Source organism: Marinobacterium aestuariivivens, assembly GCF_042661465.1.
GTDB classification, from domain to species: Bacteria; Pseudomonadota; Gammaproteobacteria; order Pseudomonadales; family Balneatricaceae; genus Marinobacterium_A; species Marinobacterium_A aestuariivivens.
The window spans coordinates 5426384-5447403 of sequence record NZ_JBHSWE010000001.1; the positions used below are offsets into that span (position 1 = coordinate 5426384).

23 protein-coding genes and 3 pseudogenes are annotated in these 21020 nt (G+C 61.7%); 22 read left to right on the forward strand and 4 right to left on the reverse strand.

Going from position 1 to position 21020, the window contains the following annotated elements; translation table 11 throughout:
* Positions 1-5: 5 nt before the first annotated feature.
* Complete coding sequence (locus ACFQDL_RS28455) at positions 6-572, reverse strand: ProQ/FINO family protein (protein ID WP_379913419.1); 567 nt, start codon at positions 570-572, stop codon at positions 6-8.
* 11 nt (positions 573-583) lie between these two features.
* Positions 584-826, reverse strand: a complete 243-nt coding sequence (tusA, locus tag ACFQDL_RS28460; protein ID WP_379912075.1) for a sulfurtransferase TusA — start codon at positions 824-826, stop codon at positions 584-586.
* A gap of 158 nt (positions 827-984) precedes the next feature.
* On the opposite strand from tusA, the gene ACFQDL_RS28465 reads away from it, so the two are divergent.
* A complete protein-coding gene (locus tag ACFQDL_RS28465) occupies positions 985-1266 on the forward strand; it encodes an antibiotic biosynthesis monooxygenase family protein (RefSeq protein WP_379912077.1) in 282 nt (93 codons plus the stop codon).
* Between the two features lie 50 nt (positions 1267-1316).
* Here the strand turns inward: ACFQDL_RS28465 and ACFQDL_RS28470 are convergent.
* Positions 1317-1951 (reverse strand): annotated as a pseudogene (locus ACFQDL_RS28470) (alpha/beta family hydrolase).
* 333 nt (positions 1952-2284) lie between these two features.
* On the opposite strand from ACFQDL_RS28470, the gene ccoN reads away from it, so the two are divergent.
* The 21 genes and pseudogenes from ccoN to ACFQDL_RS28575 all read left to right on the forward strand — a co-directional run bounded on the left by ccoN (position 2285) and on the right by ACFQDL_RS28575 (position 18852).
* The gene (gene ccoN / locus ACFQDL_RS28475; protein WP_379912079.1) at positions 2285-3715 is read left to right on the forward strand and encodes a cytochrome-c oxidase, cbb3-type subunit I; all 1431 of its coding nucleotides are present in this window, start codon (positions 2285-2287) and stop codon (positions 3713-3715) included.
* Between the two features lie 21 nt (positions 3716-3736).
* Positions 3737-4357 carry a cytochrome-c oxidase, cbb3-type subunit II gene (gene ccoO, locus ACFQDL_RS28480; protein ID WP_379912081.1) on the forward strand — a complete coding sequence of 207 codons (621 nt, stop codon included), beginning with the start codon at positions 3737-3739 and terminating at the stop codon, positions 4355-4357.
* Positions 4358-4363: 6 nt separating this feature from the next.
* Positions 4364-4546, forward strand: a complete 183-nt coding sequence (locus ACFQDL_RS28485) for a cbb3-type cytochrome oxidase subunit 3 (protein WP_379912083.1) — start codon at positions 4364-4366, stop codon at positions 4544-4546.
* Positions 4543-5436, forward strand: coding sequence for a cytochrome-c oxidase, cbb3-type subunit III (gene ccoP / locus ACFQDL_RS28490; protein ID WP_379912085.1), 894 nt, complete (start codon positions 4543-4545; stop codon positions 5434-5436). Before ACFQDL_RS28485 ends, ccoP begins: the two co-directional genes overlap by 4 nt.
* Before the next feature lie 139 nt (positions 5437-5575).
* A complete protein-coding gene (locus tag ACFQDL_RS28495; protein ID WP_379912087.1) occupies positions 5576-6283 on the forward strand; it encodes a 4Fe-4S binding protein in 708 nt (235 codons plus the stop codon).
* Positions 6202-7002, forward strand: a complete 801-nt coding sequence (ccoG, locus tag ACFQDL_RS28500; protein WP_379912089.1) for a cytochrome c oxidase accessory protein CcoG — start codon at positions 6202-6204, stop codon at positions 7000-7002. The genes ACFQDL_RS28495 and ccoG overlap by 82 nt, the downstream gene beginning before the upstream one ends.
* 331 nt (positions 7003-7333) lie before the next feature.
* On the forward strand, positions 7334-7825 hold the full coding sequence (locus ACFQDL_RS28505) for a FixH family protein (protein ID WP_379912090.1): 492 nt from the start codon (positions 7334-7336) through the stop codon (positions 7823-7825).
* A gap of 22 nt (positions 7826-7847) precedes the next feature.
* A complete protein-coding gene (locus ACFQDL_RS28510; protein WP_379912092.1) occupies positions 7848-10370 on the forward strand; it encodes a heavy metal translocating P-type ATPase in 2523 nt (840 codons plus the stop codon).
* Positions 10371-10416: 46 nt separating this feature from the next.
* Positions 10417-10557: a hypothetical protein gene (locus ACFQDL_RS28515; protein WP_379912094.1), complete on the forward strand. Its 141-nt coding sequence runs from the start codon at positions 10417-10419 to the stop codon at positions 10555-10557.
* Complete coding sequence (locus ACFQDL_RS28520; protein ID WP_379912096.1) at positions 10550-10735, forward strand: hypothetical protein; 186 nt, start codon at positions 10550-10552, stop codon at positions 10733-10735. The genes ACFQDL_RS28515 and ACFQDL_RS28520 overlap by 8 nt, the downstream gene beginning before the upstream one ends.
* A 46-nt stretch (positions 10736-10781) precedes the next feature.
* Positions 10782-10940, forward strand: coding sequence for a hypothetical protein (locus ACFQDL_RS28525; RefSeq protein WP_379912098.1), 159 nt, complete (start codon positions 10782-10784; stop codon positions 10938-10940).
* A gap of 141 nt (positions 10941-11081) precedes the next feature.
* The gene (gene ccoS, locus ACFQDL_RS28530; protein WP_379912100.1) at positions 11082-11306 is read left to right on the forward strand and encodes a cbb3-type cytochrome oxidase assembly protein CcoS; all 225 of its coding nucleotides are present in this window, start codon (positions 11082-11084) and stop codon (positions 11304-11306) included.
* Positions 11299-11970 carry a sulfite exporter TauE/SafE family protein gene (locus ACFQDL_RS28535; RefSeq protein ID WP_379912102.1) on the forward strand — a complete coding sequence of 224 codons (672 nt, stop codon included), beginning with the start codon at positions 11299-11301 and terminating at the stop codon, positions 11968-11970. The genes ccoS and ACFQDL_RS28535 overlap by 8 nt, the downstream gene beginning before the upstream one ends.
* Before the next feature lie 181 nt (positions 11971-12151).
* Positions 12152-13264, forward strand: a complete 1113-nt coding sequence (gene hemN, locus ACFQDL_RS28540) for an oxygen-independent coproporphyrinogen III oxidase (protein WP_379912104.1) — start codon at positions 12152-12154, stop codon at positions 13262-13264.
* Between the two features lie 2 nt (positions 13265-13266).
* The gene (locus ACFQDL_RS28545; RefSeq protein ID WP_379912106.1) at positions 13267-13554 is read left to right on the forward strand and encodes an oxygen-independent coproporphyrinogen III oxidase; all 288 of its coding nucleotides are present in this window, start codon (positions 13267-13269) and stop codon (positions 13552-13554) included.
* A gap of 129 nt (positions 13555-13683) precedes the next feature.
* Entirely contained in the window at positions 13684-14454 is a 771-nt protein-coding gene (fnr, locus tag ACFQDL_RS28550) for a fumarate/nitrate reduction transcriptional regulator Fnr (protein WP_379912108.1), read from the forward strand.
* Positions 14455-14619: 165 nt separating this feature from the next.
* Positions 14620-15161 (forward strand): annotated as a pseudogene (locus ACFQDL_RS28555) (adenine phosphoribosyltransferase).
* A 176-nt stretch (positions 15162-15337) separates the two neighbouring features.
* Positions 15338-16249 (forward strand): recombination-associated protein RdgC, encoded by a 912-nt coding sequence (rdgC, locus tag ACFQDL_RS28560; RefSeq protein WP_379912110.1) that lies wholly within the window; start codon positions 15338-15340, stop codon positions 16247-16249.
* Between the two features lie 12 nt (positions 16250-16261).
* Positions 16262-16892 (forward strand): annotated as a pseudogene (gene queE / locus ACFQDL_RS28565) (7-carboxy-7-deazaguanine synthase).
* A 369-nt stretch (positions 16893-17261) separates the two neighbouring features.
* Positions 17262-18416 carry a cation diffusion facilitator family transporter gene (locus ACFQDL_RS28570; protein WP_379912112.1) on the forward strand — a complete coding sequence of 385 codons (1155 nt, stop codon included), beginning with the start codon at positions 17262-17264 and terminating at the stop codon, positions 18414-18416.
* On the forward strand, positions 18409-18852 hold the full coding sequence (locus ACFQDL_RS28575; protein WP_379912114.1) for a YigZ family protein: 444 nt from the start codon (positions 18409-18411) through the stop codon (positions 18850-18852). Before ACFQDL_RS28570 ends, ACFQDL_RS28575 begins: the two co-directional genes overlap by 8 nt.
* 738 nt (positions 18853-19590) lie before the next feature.
* On the opposite strand, the gene ACFQDL_RS28580 is transcribed toward ACFQDL_RS28575, so the two are convergent.
* Positions 19591-20664 (reverse strand): L,D-transpeptidase family protein, encoded by a 1074-nt coding sequence (locus ACFQDL_RS28580; RefSeq protein ID WP_379912116.1) that lies wholly within the window; start codon positions 20662-20664, stop codon positions 19591-19593.
* Positions 20665-21020: the final 356 nt, after the last annotated feature.

A 21020-nucleotide genomic window follows, 5' to 3' on the forward strand; every position in this document is an offset into this window, starting at 1 on the left:
AGCGATCAACGCTTGTTGAGATTCACCAGCTGCTCGAGCTTGTTATTGAGACGTTCGCTCTTCTCCTGCTCGCGCTGCTCTTTCTGTTTCTGTTTTTCGCGTTCGCGACGCTGCTTGTTGAGTTCCTTGAGCTTGCCCTTCGCATGCTCCGCCTCCTCCTCGGTCACCTGACCGGCCGGTTGGCCCTGGAGATCGATGCGGGCTGCGCCGGCCTGCAGGCTCCGGTAGTAGGCGAGGCTGCGCACATAGGACGCCAGCGCCCGCTTGATCTTGTTCTTGGAGACCTTGTCGTCGGCCAGCAGATCCTCCTGGATACCGATCTTCAGCGGCCGTACCTGATGGCGACTGAACGTCTTGGGATAGGTATCCATCAGCAGCTGTACGGCAGCCAGATTGGCGGCGCGGTTTTTCGATTTGGGTTTGCTGTTACCGCTGTTTGCCGCTTCGTTCACTTTGCTGTTCTCGGACTGTTGCATTGATTGTCGTTCGCGCCCCCGTTCGCGCGCTTCGAGTAAGCTGTCGAGCTCGCCGAGCAACTGCTCGGTTTCCTCGATTACGGTTTTGACTTCCATGGTGGCCAAGATCAACCGGCTCCCTTTCGTATCAGATATCTGAACTGGTCCGACTCGACCTCCTGGGACAGCAGTTCATGCCCGAGAAAGGTACAGAATTTCGGAATGTCCCGTTGCGTGGACGGATCGGTTGCGAGCACCTGCAGCGTTTCGCCGGGCGCGATTTCCCTGACCCTGTTATGCAACAGCATCACGGGCTCCGGACAGAAGAGCCCGCAGGCATCCATCACATGATCGGGTTTGATATTCGCCATCTCATTTCCACTTGTTCCCGGGGGACCCAGGCACAAGTCCCCATGACAGGGCCATTGTCGCAAATAAGACCGGCCAGAGAAAGGCACTGCGCGGTTGCGCTTGGCGACATTCCGGTTACGATTAGACAGGTAGGCAGTAGAACACAGGAGTGTTACCGATGATTCGCGTCTTGATCGAGCGCCACGTAGCAGACGGACTGGTCGAACATTACGAAAAAGCCGCCCGCGCCACTCTCACCAAAGCGATGCAGGCCCACGGCTTCATTTCCGGCGAGGCGCTGCACAATGTCGACGATCCCGACCACCGCGTCATTCTGGCGACTTACCGCACCGTGGAAGACTGGCAACGCTGGGCGCGATCGCCGGAACGCTTGGAAATGATGGCGGCCATCGGCCCGATGCTGCTGACCGAGGAGAAGATCACGATCCTCGAACATTGAGAGAAAGGTGACGGGTGACGCGTTACGCGTCACCTTGATAGCCAGCCGAGTCAGAGCCGCGCCACCATCGCAAATATCGTACTCAAATGCTGATGCTGGGTCAGACCCGAGCTTTTGCGCGGCTTCAGGTCGTGATCGCCGTCCTCGAGCCAGTGAAGATGCACCGCCGGCGACAGCGCGTAACCCTGCACCCGTTCCCGATTGCCCATCGGATCCCGGGTGCCCTGAAAAATATGCACCGGACGGGTCATGGACTGCAGATGCTCGATGCGCGGCCGGTCGAAGCGCCCCGCGGGGTAAAAGGGATACCCGAATACCAGCGCCCCCGCGCCTGCGTCTGTTCGACAATCAGGGTCGCGACGCGCCCGCCCATCGACTTGCCCGCGAGCCACAGCGGCGTGCCGTCGTCGAGCGCGATGACCTGCTCCATAAATGCCTGCTGCAGCCTCGGCATCGGGTTGGGCGGGCGGCGACGCCCATCCTCGCGCCGCACCTGCATGTAGGGGAATTCGAAACGGACCACTTCGAACCCCTGGCGCGCCAGCCCCTCGGCGACCACTTCCATAAAAGGCGAGTCCATCGGCGCACCGGCACCGTGGGCAAACAGAATGCGCCCCCTTTCCGGCTGTCCGTTAATTAGCTGCACGGCGTTGATTCCTCCCGATAAAGACTTCGATGCGCGCATTTTGCGCCCTTGACCTAAATCAAGCAAAGGCGCTTTTGGTTTTTCGACCAAGGTATGATCACACCGTACCAAAGTCTTGAAAATGCCGCCCCAACGACTGCAAAAAGTGTCGGATAATGATTATTTCGAAATTTTTCCCTTTACTTTTCAAAGGGTTGATCAACAAGTGATCGCAGATCATTTTATCGGCGTAAAAACGCTCACTATCTGCGCGGGTGCGACAAAGTACCGCATCCGGTACACACAGCTCATTGAAAACACAGGAGTGTTCCCAGATAATTGCCGCCGGAACGCACTTTCCCAATTTCATTAGCTTGTTGATGAGAGCCTGACATGAGCACAGCAACTGAACACCCGACGTACAACTACAGGGTGGTTCGCCAGTTCGCCATCATGACGGTGGTATGGGGCATCGTCGGTATGGCCGTTGGTGTCCTGATCGCAGCCCAGCTGGTCTGGCCTGCGCTGAACTTCGATACACCCTGGCTGACCTACGGACGTATCCGTCCGCTGCACACCAATGCGGTTATTTTCGCATTCGGTGGTTGTGCACTTTTTGCAACTTCCTACTACGTCGTTCAGCGTACCTGTCAGGTACGGCTGTTCTCCGACGCGCTTGCCTCCTTCACCTTCTGGGGCTGGCAGGCCGTTATTGTCGCAGCGGCCATTACGCTGCCGATGGGCCTGACGTCGTCCAAGGAATATGCCGAACTGGAATGGCCGATCGATATCCTGATCGCGCTGGTCTGGATCGCCTACGGCATTGTTTTCCTGGGCACCGTGAAGCTGCGCAAGACCTCCCACATCTATGTGGGCAACTGGTTCTACATGGCGTTCATCATCACCGTCGCGGTGCTGCATATCGTCAACAGCCTGGTCATCCCCGTCTCGGCATTCAAGTCCTACTCCATCTATCCGGGTACGGTCGATGCGATGGTGCAGTGGTGGTACGGCCATAACGCCGTCGGCTTCTTCCTGACGGCCGGCTTCCTCGGCATGATGTACTACTTCGTACCGAAGCAGGCCGAGCGTCCGATCTACTCCTACCGCCTCTCGATCGTCCACTTCTGGGCCCTGATCGCCACCTACATCTGGGCCGGCGGCCACCACCTGCACTACTCCGCACTGCCCGACTGGACCCAGTCCGTGGCCATGGTGATGTCCCTGATCCTGCTGGCACCGTCCTGGGGCGGCATGATCAACGGCATGATGACCCTGTCCGGCGCCTGGCACAAGCTGCGCACCGACCCGATCCTGCGCTTCCTGGTGGTATCACTGTCCTTCTACGGTATGTCGACTTTCGAAGGCCCGATGATGTCGATCAAGACCGTCAATGCACTGTCCCACGACACCGACTGGACCGTAGGACACGTTCACGCCGGAGCCCTGGGCTGGGTGGCGATGATCTCCATCGGCGCCATCTACCACATGATCCCGCGCCTCTGGGGCAAGACCCAGATGTACTCTGTCGGCCTGATCAACGCCCACTTCTGGCTCGCCACCATCGGCACCGTGCTCTACATCTGCGCAATGTGGGTCAACGGCATTCTGCAGGGTCTGATGTGGCGTGCGGTCAACGAAGACGGCACCCTGACCTACAGCTTCGTCGAAGCCCTGGCTGCCAGCCACCCGGGTTACTTCGTCCGCTGGATGGGCGGCGCCTTCTTCCTGACCGGCATGCTGCTGATGGCATTCAACACCTGGCAGACCGTCCGCAAGGGCAGCCGGGCACCGGTCGCTGATGCAGCCGCCCAGGCAGCCTGAGGCCGATAGGAGCTTTTTGAGATGATCAAACACGAAACGATTGAAAAGAATATCGGCCTGATGGTGCTGCTGATCATTATCGTGATCAGTGGCGGTGGCCTGGCGGAAATCGTGCCGCTGTTCTTCCACTCTTCCACCACCCAGCCGATCGAGGGCATGCGCCCCTATTCGGCGCTGGAGCTGGAAGGCCGCGACATCTATATCCGTGAAGGCTGCCACGTCTGCCACACCCAGATGATCCGCCCGTTCCGCGCCGAGACCGAGCGCTACGGTCACTACTCCACCGCCAACGAAGACGTCTGGGAGCACCCGTTCCTCTGGGGTTCCAAGCGTACCGGTCCGGACCTGGACCGCGTCGGCGGCCGTTACTCCGACGACTGGCACCGCGCGCACCTCTACAACCCGCGTGACGTAGTACCGGAATCGAAGATGCCGTCCTACCCCTGGCTGTTCGAGAACCGCGTGAGCGGTGCCGACACCGCCAAGAAGATGGAAGTCATGCGCAGGATGGGCGTGCCCTACACCGACGAGCAGATCGCAGAAGCTGCGGATCAGGTAAACGGCAAGTACGAGATCGACGCCCTGGTGACCTACCTTCAGGCGCTCGGAAAAACCCATTCCGAATACACCAACAAGCGGTAAATACCCTTGAGCTACGAAGTGTACGGCCCCTATCTGCCGGTGATCATGCTTATCACCTTCATCGCCCTGTTCGCCTGGGTCCTGCACCCGAAGAACAAGAAGAAGTTTGATGATGCAGCAAACCTTCCCTTCGAGGATGAGGAGAAGGCCACCGGCGACAAGGCCGATAACGGGAGAAAGGAAAAATGAGTGCTTTTTGGAGCGCATGGGTAACCGTGATTACCCTCGCAGTCATTTTGGGCTGCACCTGGTTGCTGTTCCAGACTCGCAAGAGCGAGACCTACAAGGAGTCGACCGACGAAACCGTCGGCCACGAATACGACGGTATTGCCGAGTTCGACAACCCGCTGCCCCGCTGGTGGTTCCAGCTGTTCGTCGCCACCATCGTGTTCGGCCTGGTCTACCTGGCGCTGTACCCGGGCCTGGGCAACTTCCAGGGCCTGCTGGGCTGGTCGTCCCACGGTCAGTGGGAAGAGGAGATGCAGCACGCCGAGGAGGTCTACAAGCCGGTATTCGCCAAGTATGCGGCACTGTCGGTCGAAGACCTGCAGCAGCCGGAGAACAGCACCGGCCTGCAGATGGGCCAGCGCATGTTCGCCAACAACTGTTCGGTTTGCCACGGCAGCGCCGGTACCGGCGCCTACGGCTTCCCGAATTTGACCGACGACGACTGGCTGTACGGCGGCGCACCGGACACCATCAAGCAGACCATCAGCAATGGCCGCAACGGCGGCATGCCGCCCTGGGGCGCAGTGCTGGGTGAAGAAGGTGTGCGCGATGTCGCCAGCTATGTGCTGAGCCTGAGCGGACGCGAAGTCGACAGCGAGTCCGCAGCACGCGGCGAAAGCCAGTTCCAGGCCCTGTGCACCGCCTGCCACGGCCAGGATGCCAAGGGCACCCAGGCCCTGGGCGCGCCGAACCTGACCGACGATACCTGGCTCTACGGCGGCAGCTTCGAGCAGGTCGCTCACAGCATCCGCAACGGCCGCGCCGGCGTGATGCCGGCTCACAAGGATCTGCTCAGCGACGACAAGATCCACCTGATCGCGGCCTACGTCTACAGCCTGTCGCAGAACTGATCGGCTGGCCAGCCCCAACCCCTAGGCGATATGATTCAGGTCATATCGCCTTTTTTGTTTCGTTTTTACAATATGCAACGAAACTAATACAGCAGTCTGCGGTCTTTTGGGCCGTGCAACAGTAACGGTGAGCATGGGCATGAATCAGATACCCGTCAAAGATGTATCCCCCAAGCCGAAACAGGGCAGCGGCCAGGTCGAGACCTACGACCTCTATGCCAAGCGCGAACATATCTACGTCAAGTACTACAAGGGACTGTTCAAAAACCTGCGCACCGCCGCCGGCTTCCTGATGCTGGCGATGTTCTTCGGCTTTTCCTGGCTGCAGTGGGACGGCCGCCAGGCGGTGCTGTTCGATCTGCCCAACCGCCAGTTTCACATTTTCGGCCAGACCTTCTGGCCGCAGGACTTCATGCTGCTGTCCTGGCTCCTGATCATCCTGGCCTTTCTGCTGTTCTTCGTCACCGTCTTCGCCGGCCGCATGTGGTGCGGCTATGCCTGCCCCCAGTTCGTCTGGACCTGGTTCTTTATCTGGGCCGAGCGCATTACCGAAGGCGACCGCAACAAGCGCATGAAGCTGGACAAGGCTCCCTGGAGCCGCGACAAGATCGCCCGCAAGGCGGCCAAACACGCACTCTGGCTGCTGATTGCCATCGCCACTGCGATCGCCTTCGTCGGCTATTTCAGCCCGATCCGCGAACTCATACCCGACATCCTGGCCTGGAATCTCGGCCCTGGGAAACCTGGTGGCTGGGTTTCTTCGCGGTGGCGACCTATGGCAATGCCGGCTGGCTGCGGGAACAGGTGTGCATCTACATGTGCCCCTACGCCCGCTTTCAAAGCGTGATGTTCGACCAGGACACCCTGGTGATCTCCTATGACGAGAAACGCGGCGAACAGCGCGGCAGCCGCAAGAAAGGCGCCGACTACAAGGCCCGGGGCCTGGGCGACTGCATTGACTGCGGCAACTGCGTCCACGTCTGCCCGGTGGGCATCGACATCCGCGACGGCCTGCAGTACGAGTGCGTGGCCTGCGGCGCCTGCGTCGATGCCTGCGACGACATCATGGACCGCATGGGCTATCCTCGCGGCCTCATCCGCTACACCACCGAGCACTCTCTCGAGGGCAACAGGACCAAGATCCTGCGGCCGCGTCTGATCGGCTATTTTGCGGTGCTCTGCGTCATGGTCGCAGCCTTTGGCTACACCCTCGCCAGCCGGGTCCCGCTGGAAGTCGATGTGCTGCGCGACCGCGGGCAGCTGTTTACCCGCACCCCCGACGGCTGGATCGAGAACAGCTACACCCTGAAGCTGGCCAACAAGGGGCAGCAGGCTCATCGCTACAGCATCAGCGTTCGGGGTCTCGACGGCGTCGAACTGGTGACGACCTCGGAGCTCGACATCCCTGCCGGACAGCTGATCGACCTCCCGCTGCGCCTGCAGATCGATCCGAAGCTGATGCCCCGTCCCAATGTCGAGATCCACTTCAGGGTCGAGACGATCGATGGCAGCGACATCGGCCTCGAAGCCGAAAGCCGCTTTATCGGTCCGGCACCGGGACGCTAGGAGCCTGTCGGACTTAACACTGATCTACTGCGGAAAAGCCGATTTTGGCCATTTTTTGAGCGCTTTCTTGTTAAATAGAACCACTATTCGCCGCAAAATCGCTCAAAAACTGACTCAAAACGGACTTTCCCTCGCTACGCTCGGCTAAGCCAGACAGGCTCCTAGGAGAGACACAGACTACAAACGCCCAGCCGCTTGCAGCCGGGAGTTTGTAGCTTGCCGCTTATCCCTTACAATAGCGTCCTGAACGCAGGGTGGGTCGGCGATGCACCAGGTGCAAAGCCCCCGATCGTCCTGACGCAGTGCGCAACCCACCGTTAAGAGCAGTCCAATGAAACAAGATAGCCCCGCCATCGCCCCCTGGTACAAGCAGCCCTGGCTGTGGTTCATCCTCGCCCCGGTCATCGCATCGATGATCTATGGCACCACTTTCCTGTACCTGTCCATCGTATCCGCCGATGGTGTGGTCAAGGACGACTACTACAAGGTGGCCCGGGGGCTCGAGATCGACAACAGCCGGTCCGAACGGGCCCGCGCACTGGATCTGGCGGGCAGCCTGCTGATCGATGAGGTGACCGGCGACATCGGTCTGACGCTTAACGGCACCCTGTCGGACGATCTTGCCGAACTGGAAATGGATATCATTCATCCCACCCACAAGAAATACGACCAGAAGGTCCGACTACGCCGCCTGGACGGCAGCAATCGCTACAGCGGCAACCTGCAGTCGCAGCTCGGAAGCGCCAAGCGCTACCTGGTCATCCAGCCACTCGATCAGGAATGGACGCTGCGCGCCGAGGTCCTGCCCCCTATGACCCGCTGACAATCGAGCTGTCGCCCGCGAAATGACGACCCGGGATGCCGCAGCCGGTGACCGGTCCGGCTGTTATCATTGTGGCCTGGCGATTCCTCCGGGCAGCGACTTCGTCACCCTGATCGACGGCAAACCCAGGGCCATGTGCTGTCCGGGCTGCCAGGCGGTTGCGCAGACCATTGTCGAGAGCGGACTCGACAGCTACTACCGCCATCGCACGGGGGTCTCGAGCGCACCGGACATTCCCGGCCGCGACCTGCCCGAGGCGATTCGCCAGGAGCTGGCGCTCTACGATCAGCCGAGCGTGCAAAAGGACTTCGTACATGTCCGCGACGACGATCTGCGTGAAGCCAGCCTTGTCATAGAAGGCATCACCTGCGCCGCCTGCGCCTGGCTGCTGGACCACCACCTCGAACGCCAGCCGGGCGTACAGCAGGTCTCGGTGAACCTGAGCAGCCATCGCATGCGGCTGGTCTGGGATGCCTCTTCAACGTCGCTGAGCCAGCTGCTCGCCGCCATTTACCGAATCGGCTACCAGGGACACCCCTATCACCCTGACCGCGAAGAGCAGCTCCTCGAGCAGGAGAAGAAGCGCGCCATCCGCCGACTGGGCGTCGCCGGCGTCGGCATGATGCAGGTGATGATGTATGCGATCGCCCTCTACGCCGGCGCCATGCAGGGTATGGAGGAGCGTTTTGTCACCTTCATCCGCTGGGCCAGCCTGGTGATCGCGACCCCGGTCGCGCTCTATGCCGCACGCCCCTTCTATACCGCCGCTCTGCGTGACCTGCGCAGCCGCAGCCTGAGCATGGATGTGCCGGTATCCATTGCCGTACTCGGTGCCTATTGCGCCAGCGTCTGGGCGACACTGACCCGCAGCGGAGAGGTGTATTTCGACTCGGTCTGCATGTTCACCTTCTTCCTGCTGATCGGACGCTACCTCGAGATGCAGGCGCGACACCGCACCGGCCGGGCCGGCAACGCGCTGCTCAACCTGCTGCCCACCAGCGCGCTCAAGCTCGTCGACGGCGAGGAGCGGCTGGTCCCGGCAACCGAGCTGGAACGGGGCGACCGGGTCCTGGTCAAGCCCGGCCACAGCATCCCGGCCGACGGCATTATCCGCCGCGGCCATTCGTCGATCGACGAGTCGGCGCTGACCGGCGAATATCTGCCCGTTCGTCACCGCGAAGGCGAAGCGGTGGTTGGCGGCACCCTCAACGTCGAAAATCCGATCGAGATCGAGATCAGCCAGACCGGTGGCGACACCCAGCTCTCCGCCATCGTCAGGTTGCTCGATCGCGCCCAGGCCGAAAAACCCTCCAGCGCCCGCATTGCCGATCGGGTCGCCCGCTATTTCGTTGCGGCGGTACTGGCGACGGCGACCGGCGTCAGTCTGATCTGGTGGCAGATCGAACCCGGACACGCCTTCTGGGTGACCCTTTCGGTACTGGTCGTCACCTGCCCCTGCGCCCTGTCGCTGGCCACGCCGACGGCGCTCACGGCCGCCACCGGCACCCTGCGCCAGAACGGCCTGCTGATCACACGGGGGCATGTGCTGGAGAATCTCGCCAGAGCCACCCATATCGTATTCGACAAGACCGGCACCCTGACCGAAGGCAACCTCAGCCTGCAGGAGGTCGTGACACTTGAAGGCCCCCGTGACGAGGCGCTGCGACTGGCCGCCGCCCTCGAAGCCCATTCCGAGCACCCGATCGCCCGTGCCTTCCGGCCATTCGCGACCGCCGCCGCCGCCGACGAACTGGAATCCCACCTCGGCCAGGGGCTCGAAGGGCGCATCGGCGGCCGTCGCTACCGCATCGGCAAACCGGCATTCGCCGCTGCGCTCTGCCCGCACGACAACGCGCCCCCGGAGCCCGACCAGCATGGTCACTGGCTGCTGCTCTGCGGCGAGACGGGTCCGATCGCCTGGTTCGGACTCGACGATCAGTTGCGTCGCGATGCGCGCGACAGCGTCCGGGCCCTGCGCGCCCTGGGCCTGGAGGTGCAGATGCTGACCGGCGACAGCTCGCCGGCGGCACAGCATGTCGCCCGACAGCTCGGCATCGACAGCGTGCATGCCGGCATGACGCCGGAGCAGAAGCTGGCCCATATCCGTCAGTTGCAGTCCGACGGCGCCCAGCTGCTGATGGTCGGCGACGGTATCAACGATATTCCGGTACTGGCCGGTGCCCAGACGTCGGTCGCGATGGGCAGCGCCACGGACCTGGCAAAAACCTGCGCGGACGCGGTCCTGCTGACCGGCAGCCTCGGCCGCCTGGTGGACGCACTGCTGCTGGCGCGCAAATGCCGTGCGATCATCCGCGAGAACCTGGGCTGGGCCCTGTTGTACAACCTGCTGGCACTGCCGCTCGCCGCAGCCGGGTTTATTGCCCCTTACATGGCGGCAATTGGCATGTCCGCCAGCTCCCTGGTGGTGGTCGGCAATGCGTTAAGACTGTCGAAGCTGGTACGCCGCAGCACGAGGCAGCAGGTGCAACAGGTGCAACAGGTGCAACAGGTGCAAAAAGTGCAACAGGGGGCCGATCATGTGTAAATCGCCGGTTTATCGCCCTGCCCTTTACGAAACGGCAGCAATCGGCATGTCCGCCAGCTCCCTGGTCGTCGTCGGCAATGCGTTGAGACTGTCGAAGCTGGTGCGCCGCAGCACGAGGCAACAGGAGCAACAGGAGCAACAGGAGCAACAGGTGCAAAAAGTGCAACAGGGGGCCGATCATGTGTAAATCGCCGGTTTATCGCCCTGCCCTTTACGAAACGGCAGCAATCGGCATGTCCGCCAGCTCCTTGGTCGTCGTCGGCAATGCGTTGAGACTGTCGAAGCTGGTGCGCCGCAGCACGAGGCAGCAGGTGCAACAGGTGCAACAGGTGCAAAAAGTGCAACAGGGGGCCGATCATGTGTAAATCGCCGGTTTATCGCCCTGCCCTTTACGAAACGGCAGCAATCGGCATGTCCGCCAGCTCCCTGGTCGTCGTCGGCAATGCGTTGAGACTGTCGAAGCTGGTGCGCCGCAGCACGAGGCAACAGGAGCAACAGGAGCAACAGGTGCAACAGGTGCAACAGGTGCAACAGGTGCAAAAAGTGCAACAGGGGGCCGATCATGTGTAAATCGCCGGTTTATCGCCCCACCCTTTACGAAACGGCAGCAATCGGCATGTCCGCCAGCTCACTGGTCGTCGTCGGCAATGCCCTGCGGCTGTCAAAGCTCGTGCGCCGGCCGGTATCAAAAACCTCATCAAAAGGCTGATCATGGATATCCTGTACCTGCTGATCCCAATCGCCATCATTTTCGTCGCCTGCGCACTCTGGGCCTTTTTCTGGAGCGTCAACAGCGGCCAGTACGACGATCTCGAGTCACCGGCCCACAGCATTCTCTACGACGATGACGCCTCTTTGATCCCGGACGACGCCCGCGAAAAGGCACGCGACAACGAAACCCGGCCGGTCGACAAGCCGCGGGATCGGGATGACTGAACAGCTGTCGATACTGACCGCCCTGATGCTGGGCCTGCTCGGCGGCGCCCACTGCATCGGCATGTGCGGCGGCATTTCGGCGACCATCGGGCTGGCACGGCAGGACAGCCGGACGCCGACGATCGTTCTGCTGCTCGGCTACAACGGCGGACGCATTCTCAGCTATGCCCTGGCAGGCGCGCTGCTCGGCGGTCTCGGGGTCCTGGTCGCCGGCAGCCTCGCGACCCTGCTGCTGCGCGCTCTGGCCGGCCTGATGCTGATCGCCATGGGGCTCTACATCGGGCAATGGTGGAAGGGCCTGGTCCATCTCGAACGCGCCGGACAGCATCTCTGGCGTCATCTGCGCCCGCTGACCAGCCGCCTGCTGCCCGCACGCACCCCGCTCCAGGCGCTGCTGCTGGGCCTGGTCTGGGGCTGGCTGCCCTGTGGACTGATCTACAGCACCCTGATCTGGGCCTCGGCCGCCGCCAGCTGGAACGACAGTGCCCTGCTGATGTTCTGCTTCGGCATCGGCACCCTGCCCGCCATGCTGACCACCGGCCTCGCCGCCGCCCAGCTGCGCCGGTTGCTGGCGCGGCGCCTGACGCAGCAACTCGCCGGCGGCCTGATCATCGGTTTCGGGCTGTACAGCCTTCCCCTTGGCATGCTGGTCAATCCGGCGTAGGGTGGAATGAGTGCCGTAGGCGCGAATTCCACCGGTGGTGTCCGGTTGCCTCCTAGATGACGCCGCGTGGATTTTCGCCGCGGGGCGCGGCTCCTACGATTTGCTTGATTAAAGTCAATGCGGCCCGCAAAGTGACCGCTAAAATGTATATTTTGCACACTTTGGCCAAAGGAAAGATCCCGTGAGCAACAGCAGCACCGTCCGCTGGGACCCAGAACTGATTCGCCGCTACGACCTGTCGGGGCCGCGTTACACCTCCTACCCCACGGCCGTGCAGTTCGACCCGCTGCTGAGTCCCGAACGCCTGATCGAAGCGGGCCTGGCCACGGCGGACAGCGATTCGCCCCTGTCGCTCTATGTCCATATCCCCTTCTGTGAGCATGTCTGCTACTACTGCGCCTGCAACAAGGTCATTACCCGCAACCGCAACAAAGCCCAGCCGTATCTCGACACCCTATACCGGGAGATGGCCCGCTCCGCCGAACTGTTTAGCAAGGGGCGCCTGCAAGGGCGCCAGGTCGACCAGTTGCATTGGGGCGGCGGCACCCCGACCTTTATCAGCCATGGGCAGATGACGGAACTGATGTCGGCGCTGCGCTCGAATTTCAACCTCAGGGACGACGATAACGGCGACTACTCGATCGAGGTCGACCCGCGCGAAGCCGACGCCGAAACCATCGCGGTGCTGCGCCAGATCGGCTTCAACCGCATCAGCCTCGGCGTACAGGATCTCGATCCACGGGTACAGCAGGCGGTCAATCGCATCCAGCCACTGGAGATGACGCAGCAGATTCTGGAATCCGCACGCAGCGAGGGCTTCCGCTCGATCAACATGGACCTGATCTACGGTCTGCCCCATCAAACCCCCGAAAGCTTTGCCGCCACCCTCGATACCGTGATCGGGCTGTCGCCGGACCGGTTGTCGGTCTTCAACTATGCCCACCTGCCGGACCGTTTCCGCTCGCAAAAACACATTCGCGCAGAGGATTTGCCGGGCCCGGACGCCAAGCTTCAGATTCTCCACGACAGCATCGACCGGCTGCTCGAGGCCGGATACGTCTATATCGGCATGGATCATTTCGCCAAGCCCGACGACAGTCTCGCCATTGCCCAGCGTTCGCGCCAGCTGCACCGGAATTTCCAGGGCTATACCACCCATGCAGACTGCGATCTGGTGGCACTGGGCGTGTCGGCGATCAGCCAGATTGGTGACGTCTACTTTCAGAATGAACACGATATGGGGGCCTATACGCGCGCCGTCGAGAGCCGTGCCTCCGCTGTCAAGCGGGGGTGATCATGAACGCCGACGACAGGATCCGCCGCCGCGTCATTGGCGAGCTGATCTGCCACTTCGAGCTCGACCAAAACAGCATCGAGGAGCGTTTCGGCATCGCGTTCGACGACTATTTCGCCGCCGAACAGGCCGAGATCGAAAGCTTCATCGCCGATGGCCTGGTCGAACGACGGGACCGGGTACTGACCGTGACCGCCGCCGGCCGCCTGCTGATCCGGCGCATCTGCATGGCCTTCGACGCCTATATTCCGAAACAGGCTCCGGTGCAGGGTTTCTCCCGCATCATCTGAGCCGCTTTTTCCGCGCTGCCTGATGGCATAGCGGCCATAGTTCCCGTTGTGACTTCAACCCGGGCGGCAAATGTTGGATAATCGTCTCCAACTGCGCCCCCGGGCCTATCGACACAACAGGAACCGACCATGGCTGACCAAAAACCGGAAGGGAAGCTCCGTAGCCTGCAACAAGCACACTGCAACACCTGCAGCCTGAGTTCACTCTGTCTGCCGGTCTCGCTCAATATGACCGAAATCGACCGCCTCGACGACATCATCGATAAAAGCAGGCCCCTCAAGAAAGGGGAGCACCTGTTCCGTCAGGGCCAGCCTTTTACATCCATCTATGCGTTGCGCGCCGGTACCGTGAAGAGCTATTCGCTGACCAACGAGGGCGAAGAGCAGATCACCGGTTTCTACTTTCCCGGCGAACTGGTCGGCCTCAGCGGCGTCGATTCCGGTGTCTATCCGGTTTCCACCAAGGTGCTCGAGACCACCACCGTCTGCGAAATCCCCTTTACCCGCCTCGACGACCTGTCCGGCGAGTTGCCGGAGCTGCGACGTCAGATCATGCGCACCATGAGCAAGGAGATTCGTGACGACCAGCAGATGATGCTGCTGCTGTCGAAAAAGACCGCCGAAGAGCGCGTTGCCACTTTTCTGATCAAGCTGTCGCAGCGATTTCAGGCCCGGGGTTATTCCCAGACCCGCTTCCGCCTGTCGATGTCGCGCAACGAGATCGGCAACTACCTCGGGCTGGCAGTGGAAACCGTGAGCCGGATATTCACCCGTTTCCAGAAGAGCGGTCTGATCCAGGTCGAAGGCAAGGAGATCGACGTTACCGATCTCGACCAGCTTTACCTGCTGTCCGGCGAATGCCCGGTGCAGGATCCGGCACTGTCCCGACAGACATCCTGATATATAAAAAAACGGCATCCACAGAAGCTGCGGATGCCGTGCAAGCTGCACAGTTGATAAGCCATCTCTGGCTGGTAACCCAACACCTTCATTAGACGCTTTTCTCGCCCTGAAAACATTGAGCCATATCAAGCATCGAACAGGATGCGCGCGCAGGAGTCCTTAATGCCCTTTGACGAGTGCTATGTAAAATCGATTATCCGTACGATTCCGGACTGGCCGGAGCCAGGCGTCCAGTTTCGCGACATCACGCCGCTGTTCAAGGATCCCAAGGCGCTGCGCATGGTCGCCGACGACTTCATCCAGCGCTATATCGATACCGATATCACCCATATCGCCAGCATCGACGCCAGGGCTTCCTGATCAGCTCGATCATGGCCTATCACCTCAATATTCCGCTGGTGCTGGTACGCAAGAAGGGCAAACTGCCGGGTGAAACCATCCACGCCGAATATACCCTGGAATACGGTACCGCCGCGGTCGAGATGCAGACCGACTCGGTGGGCCCCGGTGACCAGGTGCTGATCTTCGACGACCTGATCGCGACCGGTGGCACCATCCTGGCCGCCAGCACCCTGATCAAGGAACTGGGCGCCAGTGTCTACGAGGCCGCCGCCCTGATCGACCTCCCCGACCTCGAAGGCTCGACCCGCATACAGGAAGCCGGCATACCGGTGCATACGCTGCTGGCCTACGAGGGCCTCTGAGATCTGGTGACGCGTAACGCGTAACGCGTTACGCGTCACCAGCACCGGCAACGGCATTTCGGAACGCCACCGGTGCCGACTACTCGCCCGACCATCGATAAACGAAGCGCCCTGCGCATGGCATTTCCCGCCCGAGCCGTTAGAATAGCGCCCTCCACCAGCCGGCAAAGAAGACTATGTGGTTCAAAAATCTGATTTTTTATCGCCTGACCTCCGCTTTCGACAGGGACGCGCAAAGCCTGGAAACCGCCCTTGCAGAGCATCCATTCCAGCCCTGCGGCAGTCAGGAGATGAGCCGTTACGGCTGGATCGCGCCCTGCAAGGGGCTGCCGGACCAGCTCGTCTACAGCTGTGCGGGCTACTATCTGATCTGCGCCCAGAAGGAGGAGAAGATTCTGCCCTCCGGCGTGATCCGCGAGACGCTCGAGGAAAAGGTCGAGGAAATCGAACATCAGCAGGCACGCAAGGTCTATCGACGTGAGCGCAATCAGCTCAAGGACGAGATCGTACTGGATCTGCTGCCGCGGGCCTTTACCCGGCGCCAGCAGACCTGGGCCCTGATCGCGCCCCAGGCCGGCTGGGTATTGGTCGATGCCTCTGCCCACAAGAAGGCCGAGGAGTTGCTGACGCAGCTGCGCAGCAGCCTGGGCACGCTGCCGGTGGTGCTGCCGGACGTCAAGCAGTCGCCCTCGGCGGTGATGAGCCACTGGCTCGAACAGCAGCAGCCCCTCCCAACCTCGTTGCAGCTGCTCGACGAGTGCGAAATGAAGGACAACCTGGTGGAAGGTGGCGTCATCCGCATCAAGGGCCAGGACCTGACCAGCGCGGAAATTGTCGCCCACCTCGAGGCTGGCAAGCGCGTCACGAAGCTGGCTCTGGAGTGGGATGAGAATCTGCGCTTTCTGCTGCACGAGGACCTCAGCATCCATCGCATCAAGCAGACGGACCAGTTCCGCGAGCAGCAGAAGGATGTTGCCGACGACGAGCTGGCGCGTTTCGATGCCGATGTCGCCCAGATCGGTCTCGAACTGAGCCGGCTGATTCCGGACCTGCTGCAGGCCTTCGGCGGCGAAAACAGCGCAACCTAGGACCCGGTCCCGATGTACAGCGTCAAAGAGATGTTTTACACCCTGCAGGGGAAGGCGCCCAGAGCGGCCGGCCGGCGGTGTTCTGCCGCTTCAGCGGTTGCAACCTCTGGTCCGGCCGCGAGCAGGACCGCCACCAGGCGGTCTGCGACTTCTGCGATACCGACTTCGTCGGCACCGATGGCCAGAATGGCGGCAAGTTCGCCAGCGCCGCGGCGCTTGCCAAGGCCGTCAGGGCGCTCTGGCCGGACGCCTCGGGTGGCCAGCCCTATGTCGTCTGCACCGGCGGAGAACCCGCCCTGCAGCTCGATGAGCCGCTGGTCGAGGCATTCAAGACTGCCGGTTTCGAAGTCGCGATCGAGACCAATGGCACGCGCCCCCTGCCCCCGGTATCGACTGGATCTGCGTCAGCCCCAAGGCATCGGCGCAGCTGGTGATCACCCGCGGGCAGGAGCTCAAGCTCGTCTATCCGCAACTGCAGGCACCGCCGGAGCGGTTTGCCGGGCTCGATTTCGAACACTTCTATCTGCAACCCCTGGACGGTCCCGCCGCGCAGGAAAATCTCGCAGCCACGGTACGCTACTGCCTGGCACATCCGCAGTGGAAGCTGAGCCTGCAGACGCACAAGATCATCGGTATCGACTGAATGGCGTTCATCAACAGACCCCGGAGCTCGATTGTGACGGTGCTGCGACGTTATACCCACATCTGCTGTGGATAACGTTGTGGGCCAGGATAAGATACCTGCCCGGCCGCCCCGGAACCGCTCGGCCCGCAACAGATTGATCACTTTGTAACCAGCAGTAATTTGTTATTAATATTCAAATAGATAGGACCAGCAACTCGAAATCTGTCGAGCTTGCCGGCCTTAGGCAGCGATTTTACGCTGTAAACCAGTCGTTACAGTTTTCTGTCGGCCTGCCTGGCGACAGAATGAACACAGACTCAGCCCCCAGGCTGGCCCGGCACAGGCCCCGGCCGGTAAAATCGGTACAGTGTCCGAAACGGAATTGCCATGTACACCGCTGAAGAACGTCAACGAGAAGCCCGCCGGGTCACCCTGGTCGGCAGCCTACTGGATTTCACTCTCGGTATCGCCAAGATCATCACGGGGGTGTTCTCCTACTCCCACGCATTGATCGCCGACGGTATCCATTCGCTTTCGGACCTCGCCACCGACTTCATGGTGATTCTGATCCTGCGCATGGCCCATCAGGAACCGGACCAGGATCACCCCTATGGCCACGCCCGGTTCGAAACCCTCGGCACCGTCATGCTCGGCGGCCTGCTGATTGCCGTCGCCGGCGCCATGGCCTATGACAGTGTCGGCCTGATGCTCAGCGGCGAAGCGCTGAAGACGCCAACCTGGCCCGCCCTCGTAGTCGCGGCGGTGTCGATCGTCAGCAAGGAGTGGATCTATCGCTACACCCTGGCGGCCGGCAAGCGACTGAAGTCGGACCTCATCATTGCCAATGCCTGGCACAGCCGCACCGATGCCTTTTCATCGGTCGTTGTGCTGTTCGGCGTCGGTGGCGCCATGCTCGGCGCGCCCTGGCTTGACGCCCTGACCGCGGTACTGGTGGCATTGCTGGTCGCCAAGATCGGCTGGGACCTGACCTGGAAAAGCGTCAAGGAGCTGGTTGATACCGCACTGCCCGAGGAGGAGGTCCGGGAACTGGAGCAGGCGGTCATGGAGGTGGACGGCGTTATCAGCGTTCACAGCCTGAAAAGCCGCCTGATGGGCGGACAGAGCCTGCTTGAGATGCATATCCAGGTCGACAGTCATCTCAGCGCATCCGAGGGCCACTACATCGGCGACACCGTGGTGCGCAGGCTGAAGAGCCGTTTCGACAACATCGAACAGATCATCTTTCATATCGATACCTACAACGACGACAGCCAGCTGTTCTGCAACACGCTGCCGCTGCGTGACGAAGTCGAACAGGCACTTCAGAGCGCCGTCGACCAGATCAATCCGAGCCTGCGCTGGGAGGAACTGATGCTGCACTACGTTAATGCCCGGATCGAACTCGAGCTCAAGGTCGACAGCTTCAGCCTCAAGGAATGTGAACTGTCCGGCGTCGAACTGCAGAGCCGGCTTCGCGAGGCGCTGAAGCAGCACTACTGGTTCTCCCAGCTCAGACTCTGGCTGGCGCCGGCCCATGGCTGAACCCTTCGATCGCCCGGCATCGGCGAGAAGCGTCGAGATCGAGATCAAAAACAGTCGCTTCATCTGCCATGTCGCGCCGACGGCCGGCATCGAGGCCGCCCAGGCGTTCGTCGGTCGGATCCGCCGGGAGCACCCGGACGCCAACCATAATTGCTGGTGCTATGTCGCCGGCGACCCGCAGGATTACAACCAGTGGAACTGCAGTGACGACGGAGAGCCCCGCGGCACGGCCGGCAAGCCGATGCTCAATGTCCTGACCCACTCGGGGCTCGGGGAGATCTGCGTTGTCGTCACCCGCTATTTCGGCGGCATCAAACTCGGCGCCGGGGGCCTCGTGCGCGCCTACAGCCAGGCGGTCCAGACGGGGCTGGACCACCTCCCGACGGAAGCTGTCATCGAGACGTTCGCGGTAAGCCTCTCGGCCCCCACGCCCTGACTGGCCCGCTCGAGCAGATACTGCGTCAGCTCGGACTCGAAGTCCTGGAACGTCACTGGGGCGAACGGCTCGAGATACGCCTTCAGCCCGACCAGGATCAGTTAGAAGCGCTTCGGGCGCGCCTGGCGCCACTCGACGACGTGGCGATCGAGGACGACTCGGGGCCGGTCTGAGCCGGCAGGGGGTACTGCGCCAGTTCGAGGCGCTTCGGGCACGCCTGGCGTCATTTTTGACGACGTGGCGATCGGGGACGACTCGGGGCCGGTCTGAGCCGGCAGGGTACTGCGCCAGTTCGAGGCGCTTCGGGCACGCCTGGCGTCATTTTTGACGACGTGGCGATCGGGGACGACTCGGGGCCGGTCTGAGCCGGCAGGGGGTACTGCGCCAGTTCGAGGCGCTTCGGGCACGCCTGGCGTCATTTTTGACGACGTGGCGATCGAGGACGACTCGGGGCCGGTCTGAGCCGGCAGGGGGTACTGCGCCAGTTCGAGGCGCTTCGGGCACGCCTGGCGTCATTTTTGACGACGTGGCGATCGGGGACGACTCGGGGCCGGTCTGAGCCGGCAGGGGGTACTGCGTCAGTTCGAGGCGCTTCGGGCACGCCTGGCGTCATTTTTGACGACGTGGCGATCGGGGACGACTCGGGGCCGGTCTGAGCCGGCAGGGGGTACTGCGCCAGATCGAGGCGTTTCGGGCACGTATGGCGCCACACTTGACGACGTGGCGATCGAGGACGCCTCAGGGCCGGTCCGAGTCCGGCACGGCGGCCAGGTCCTGACGATCAAGGCCATAGATGTCCTCGCGAAACTGCAATGTTCGCTCGTCGTCCAGCCAGGCGGTCCAGTAGGTGGTATAGACGGCCACCGGCTGTGGCAACGACAACACCCGGTTCTCGCCGCTGGCGATAATATCCTCGAACCGCCAGGTCCCCGTTTCGCTGATACCGGCCGGTCCAAGCAGGCGCCGTGCCAGTTCCTCCGGATACTCGATGCGAATGCAGCCCGAGCTGAAGTTGCGTACCGGCTTGTCGAACAGGTAGGCGTTCGGTGTCCCGTGCATGTAGACGAGATAATCGTTGGGAAAGTTGAACTTCATCAGCCCCAGGGGATTTTGGGGTCCGGGGGCCTGCCAGAATCGCTGCTGAGGCCGCTCACCGCGATACAGGCGCTCGAAATCCAGCTCGCTGAACGGCAGCCGCCGCATGCCCGGGCCATACCCCTGCACCAGCTCGAGCGAATGCTCCTGCAGGTAATCGGGATTCTGCTCCAGTGCCGGCAATATATCCCGGTAGGTAATGCCGCTCGGGACATTCCAGTCGGGATTCAGCTCCAGCGTGCGGATCCGGCTGGCGACCAGGGGCGTCTTGGCCTTGAGCTTGCCGACGATGGCCCGCATGCGCAGCACCTCCTGCCCCGCTTCGAAATAACGCATTTCATAGGCCGGAATATTGACCTGGACGTAGTATCCATCCGCCGCCAGTTGCCGGCGGAACTGCAGCTGCCGGTCCCGGTTGAGCCACAATTGCCGGTATCGGGTGCGCGGCGGCACATTCAGCGCGGCGCGGGAACGGGGCCCCCAGATGCCGTCCGGCTTGAGACCGTGACGCTGCTGAAAATGCTCCAGCGCCAGGCGGAGCTCGTCGTCGAAATAAACCGGGTCCCGACTCGGCGTCAGATAGGGCAGATCGCCCAGCAGTACCAGCCGCTGGCGAATCTCGGCGAGCACCGGATGCCGGTCACCTGCCCGCAGCATCGGAGTGGCCGCAACCGGCTGCCAGTCATGGGTGTCGGCCAACTGACGATAGAAATCCATTGCGCTTTCGAATGAACTGAACCGGGTCGACGTCCAGATTCCGCTATTGCCGCCGTCGGCTGAGACCAGTGGAAGTGCCCGGGCCGACAGTGAGACGCATAGCAGGAGCAGCATAATATTGAGCCCAATCGGTTTAAGCACGCGCCCTCCCATCAACTTGCCCTAAAGAATAGACGCCGCGGCCGATAAATCCCGATGGGGGTCACCGGGAAGGGGCATCTCTGTCTTAGATCCCTTATACTCCGGCCAGCCCGGTGAGTCAGCCCCCTGGCCGTGTTCATTGCTGGCGCCCCGGCCTGAATATCCGATATATTTAGATCTGCGCCGGAATCAAACAGATGTTTGAACCAGCCGGC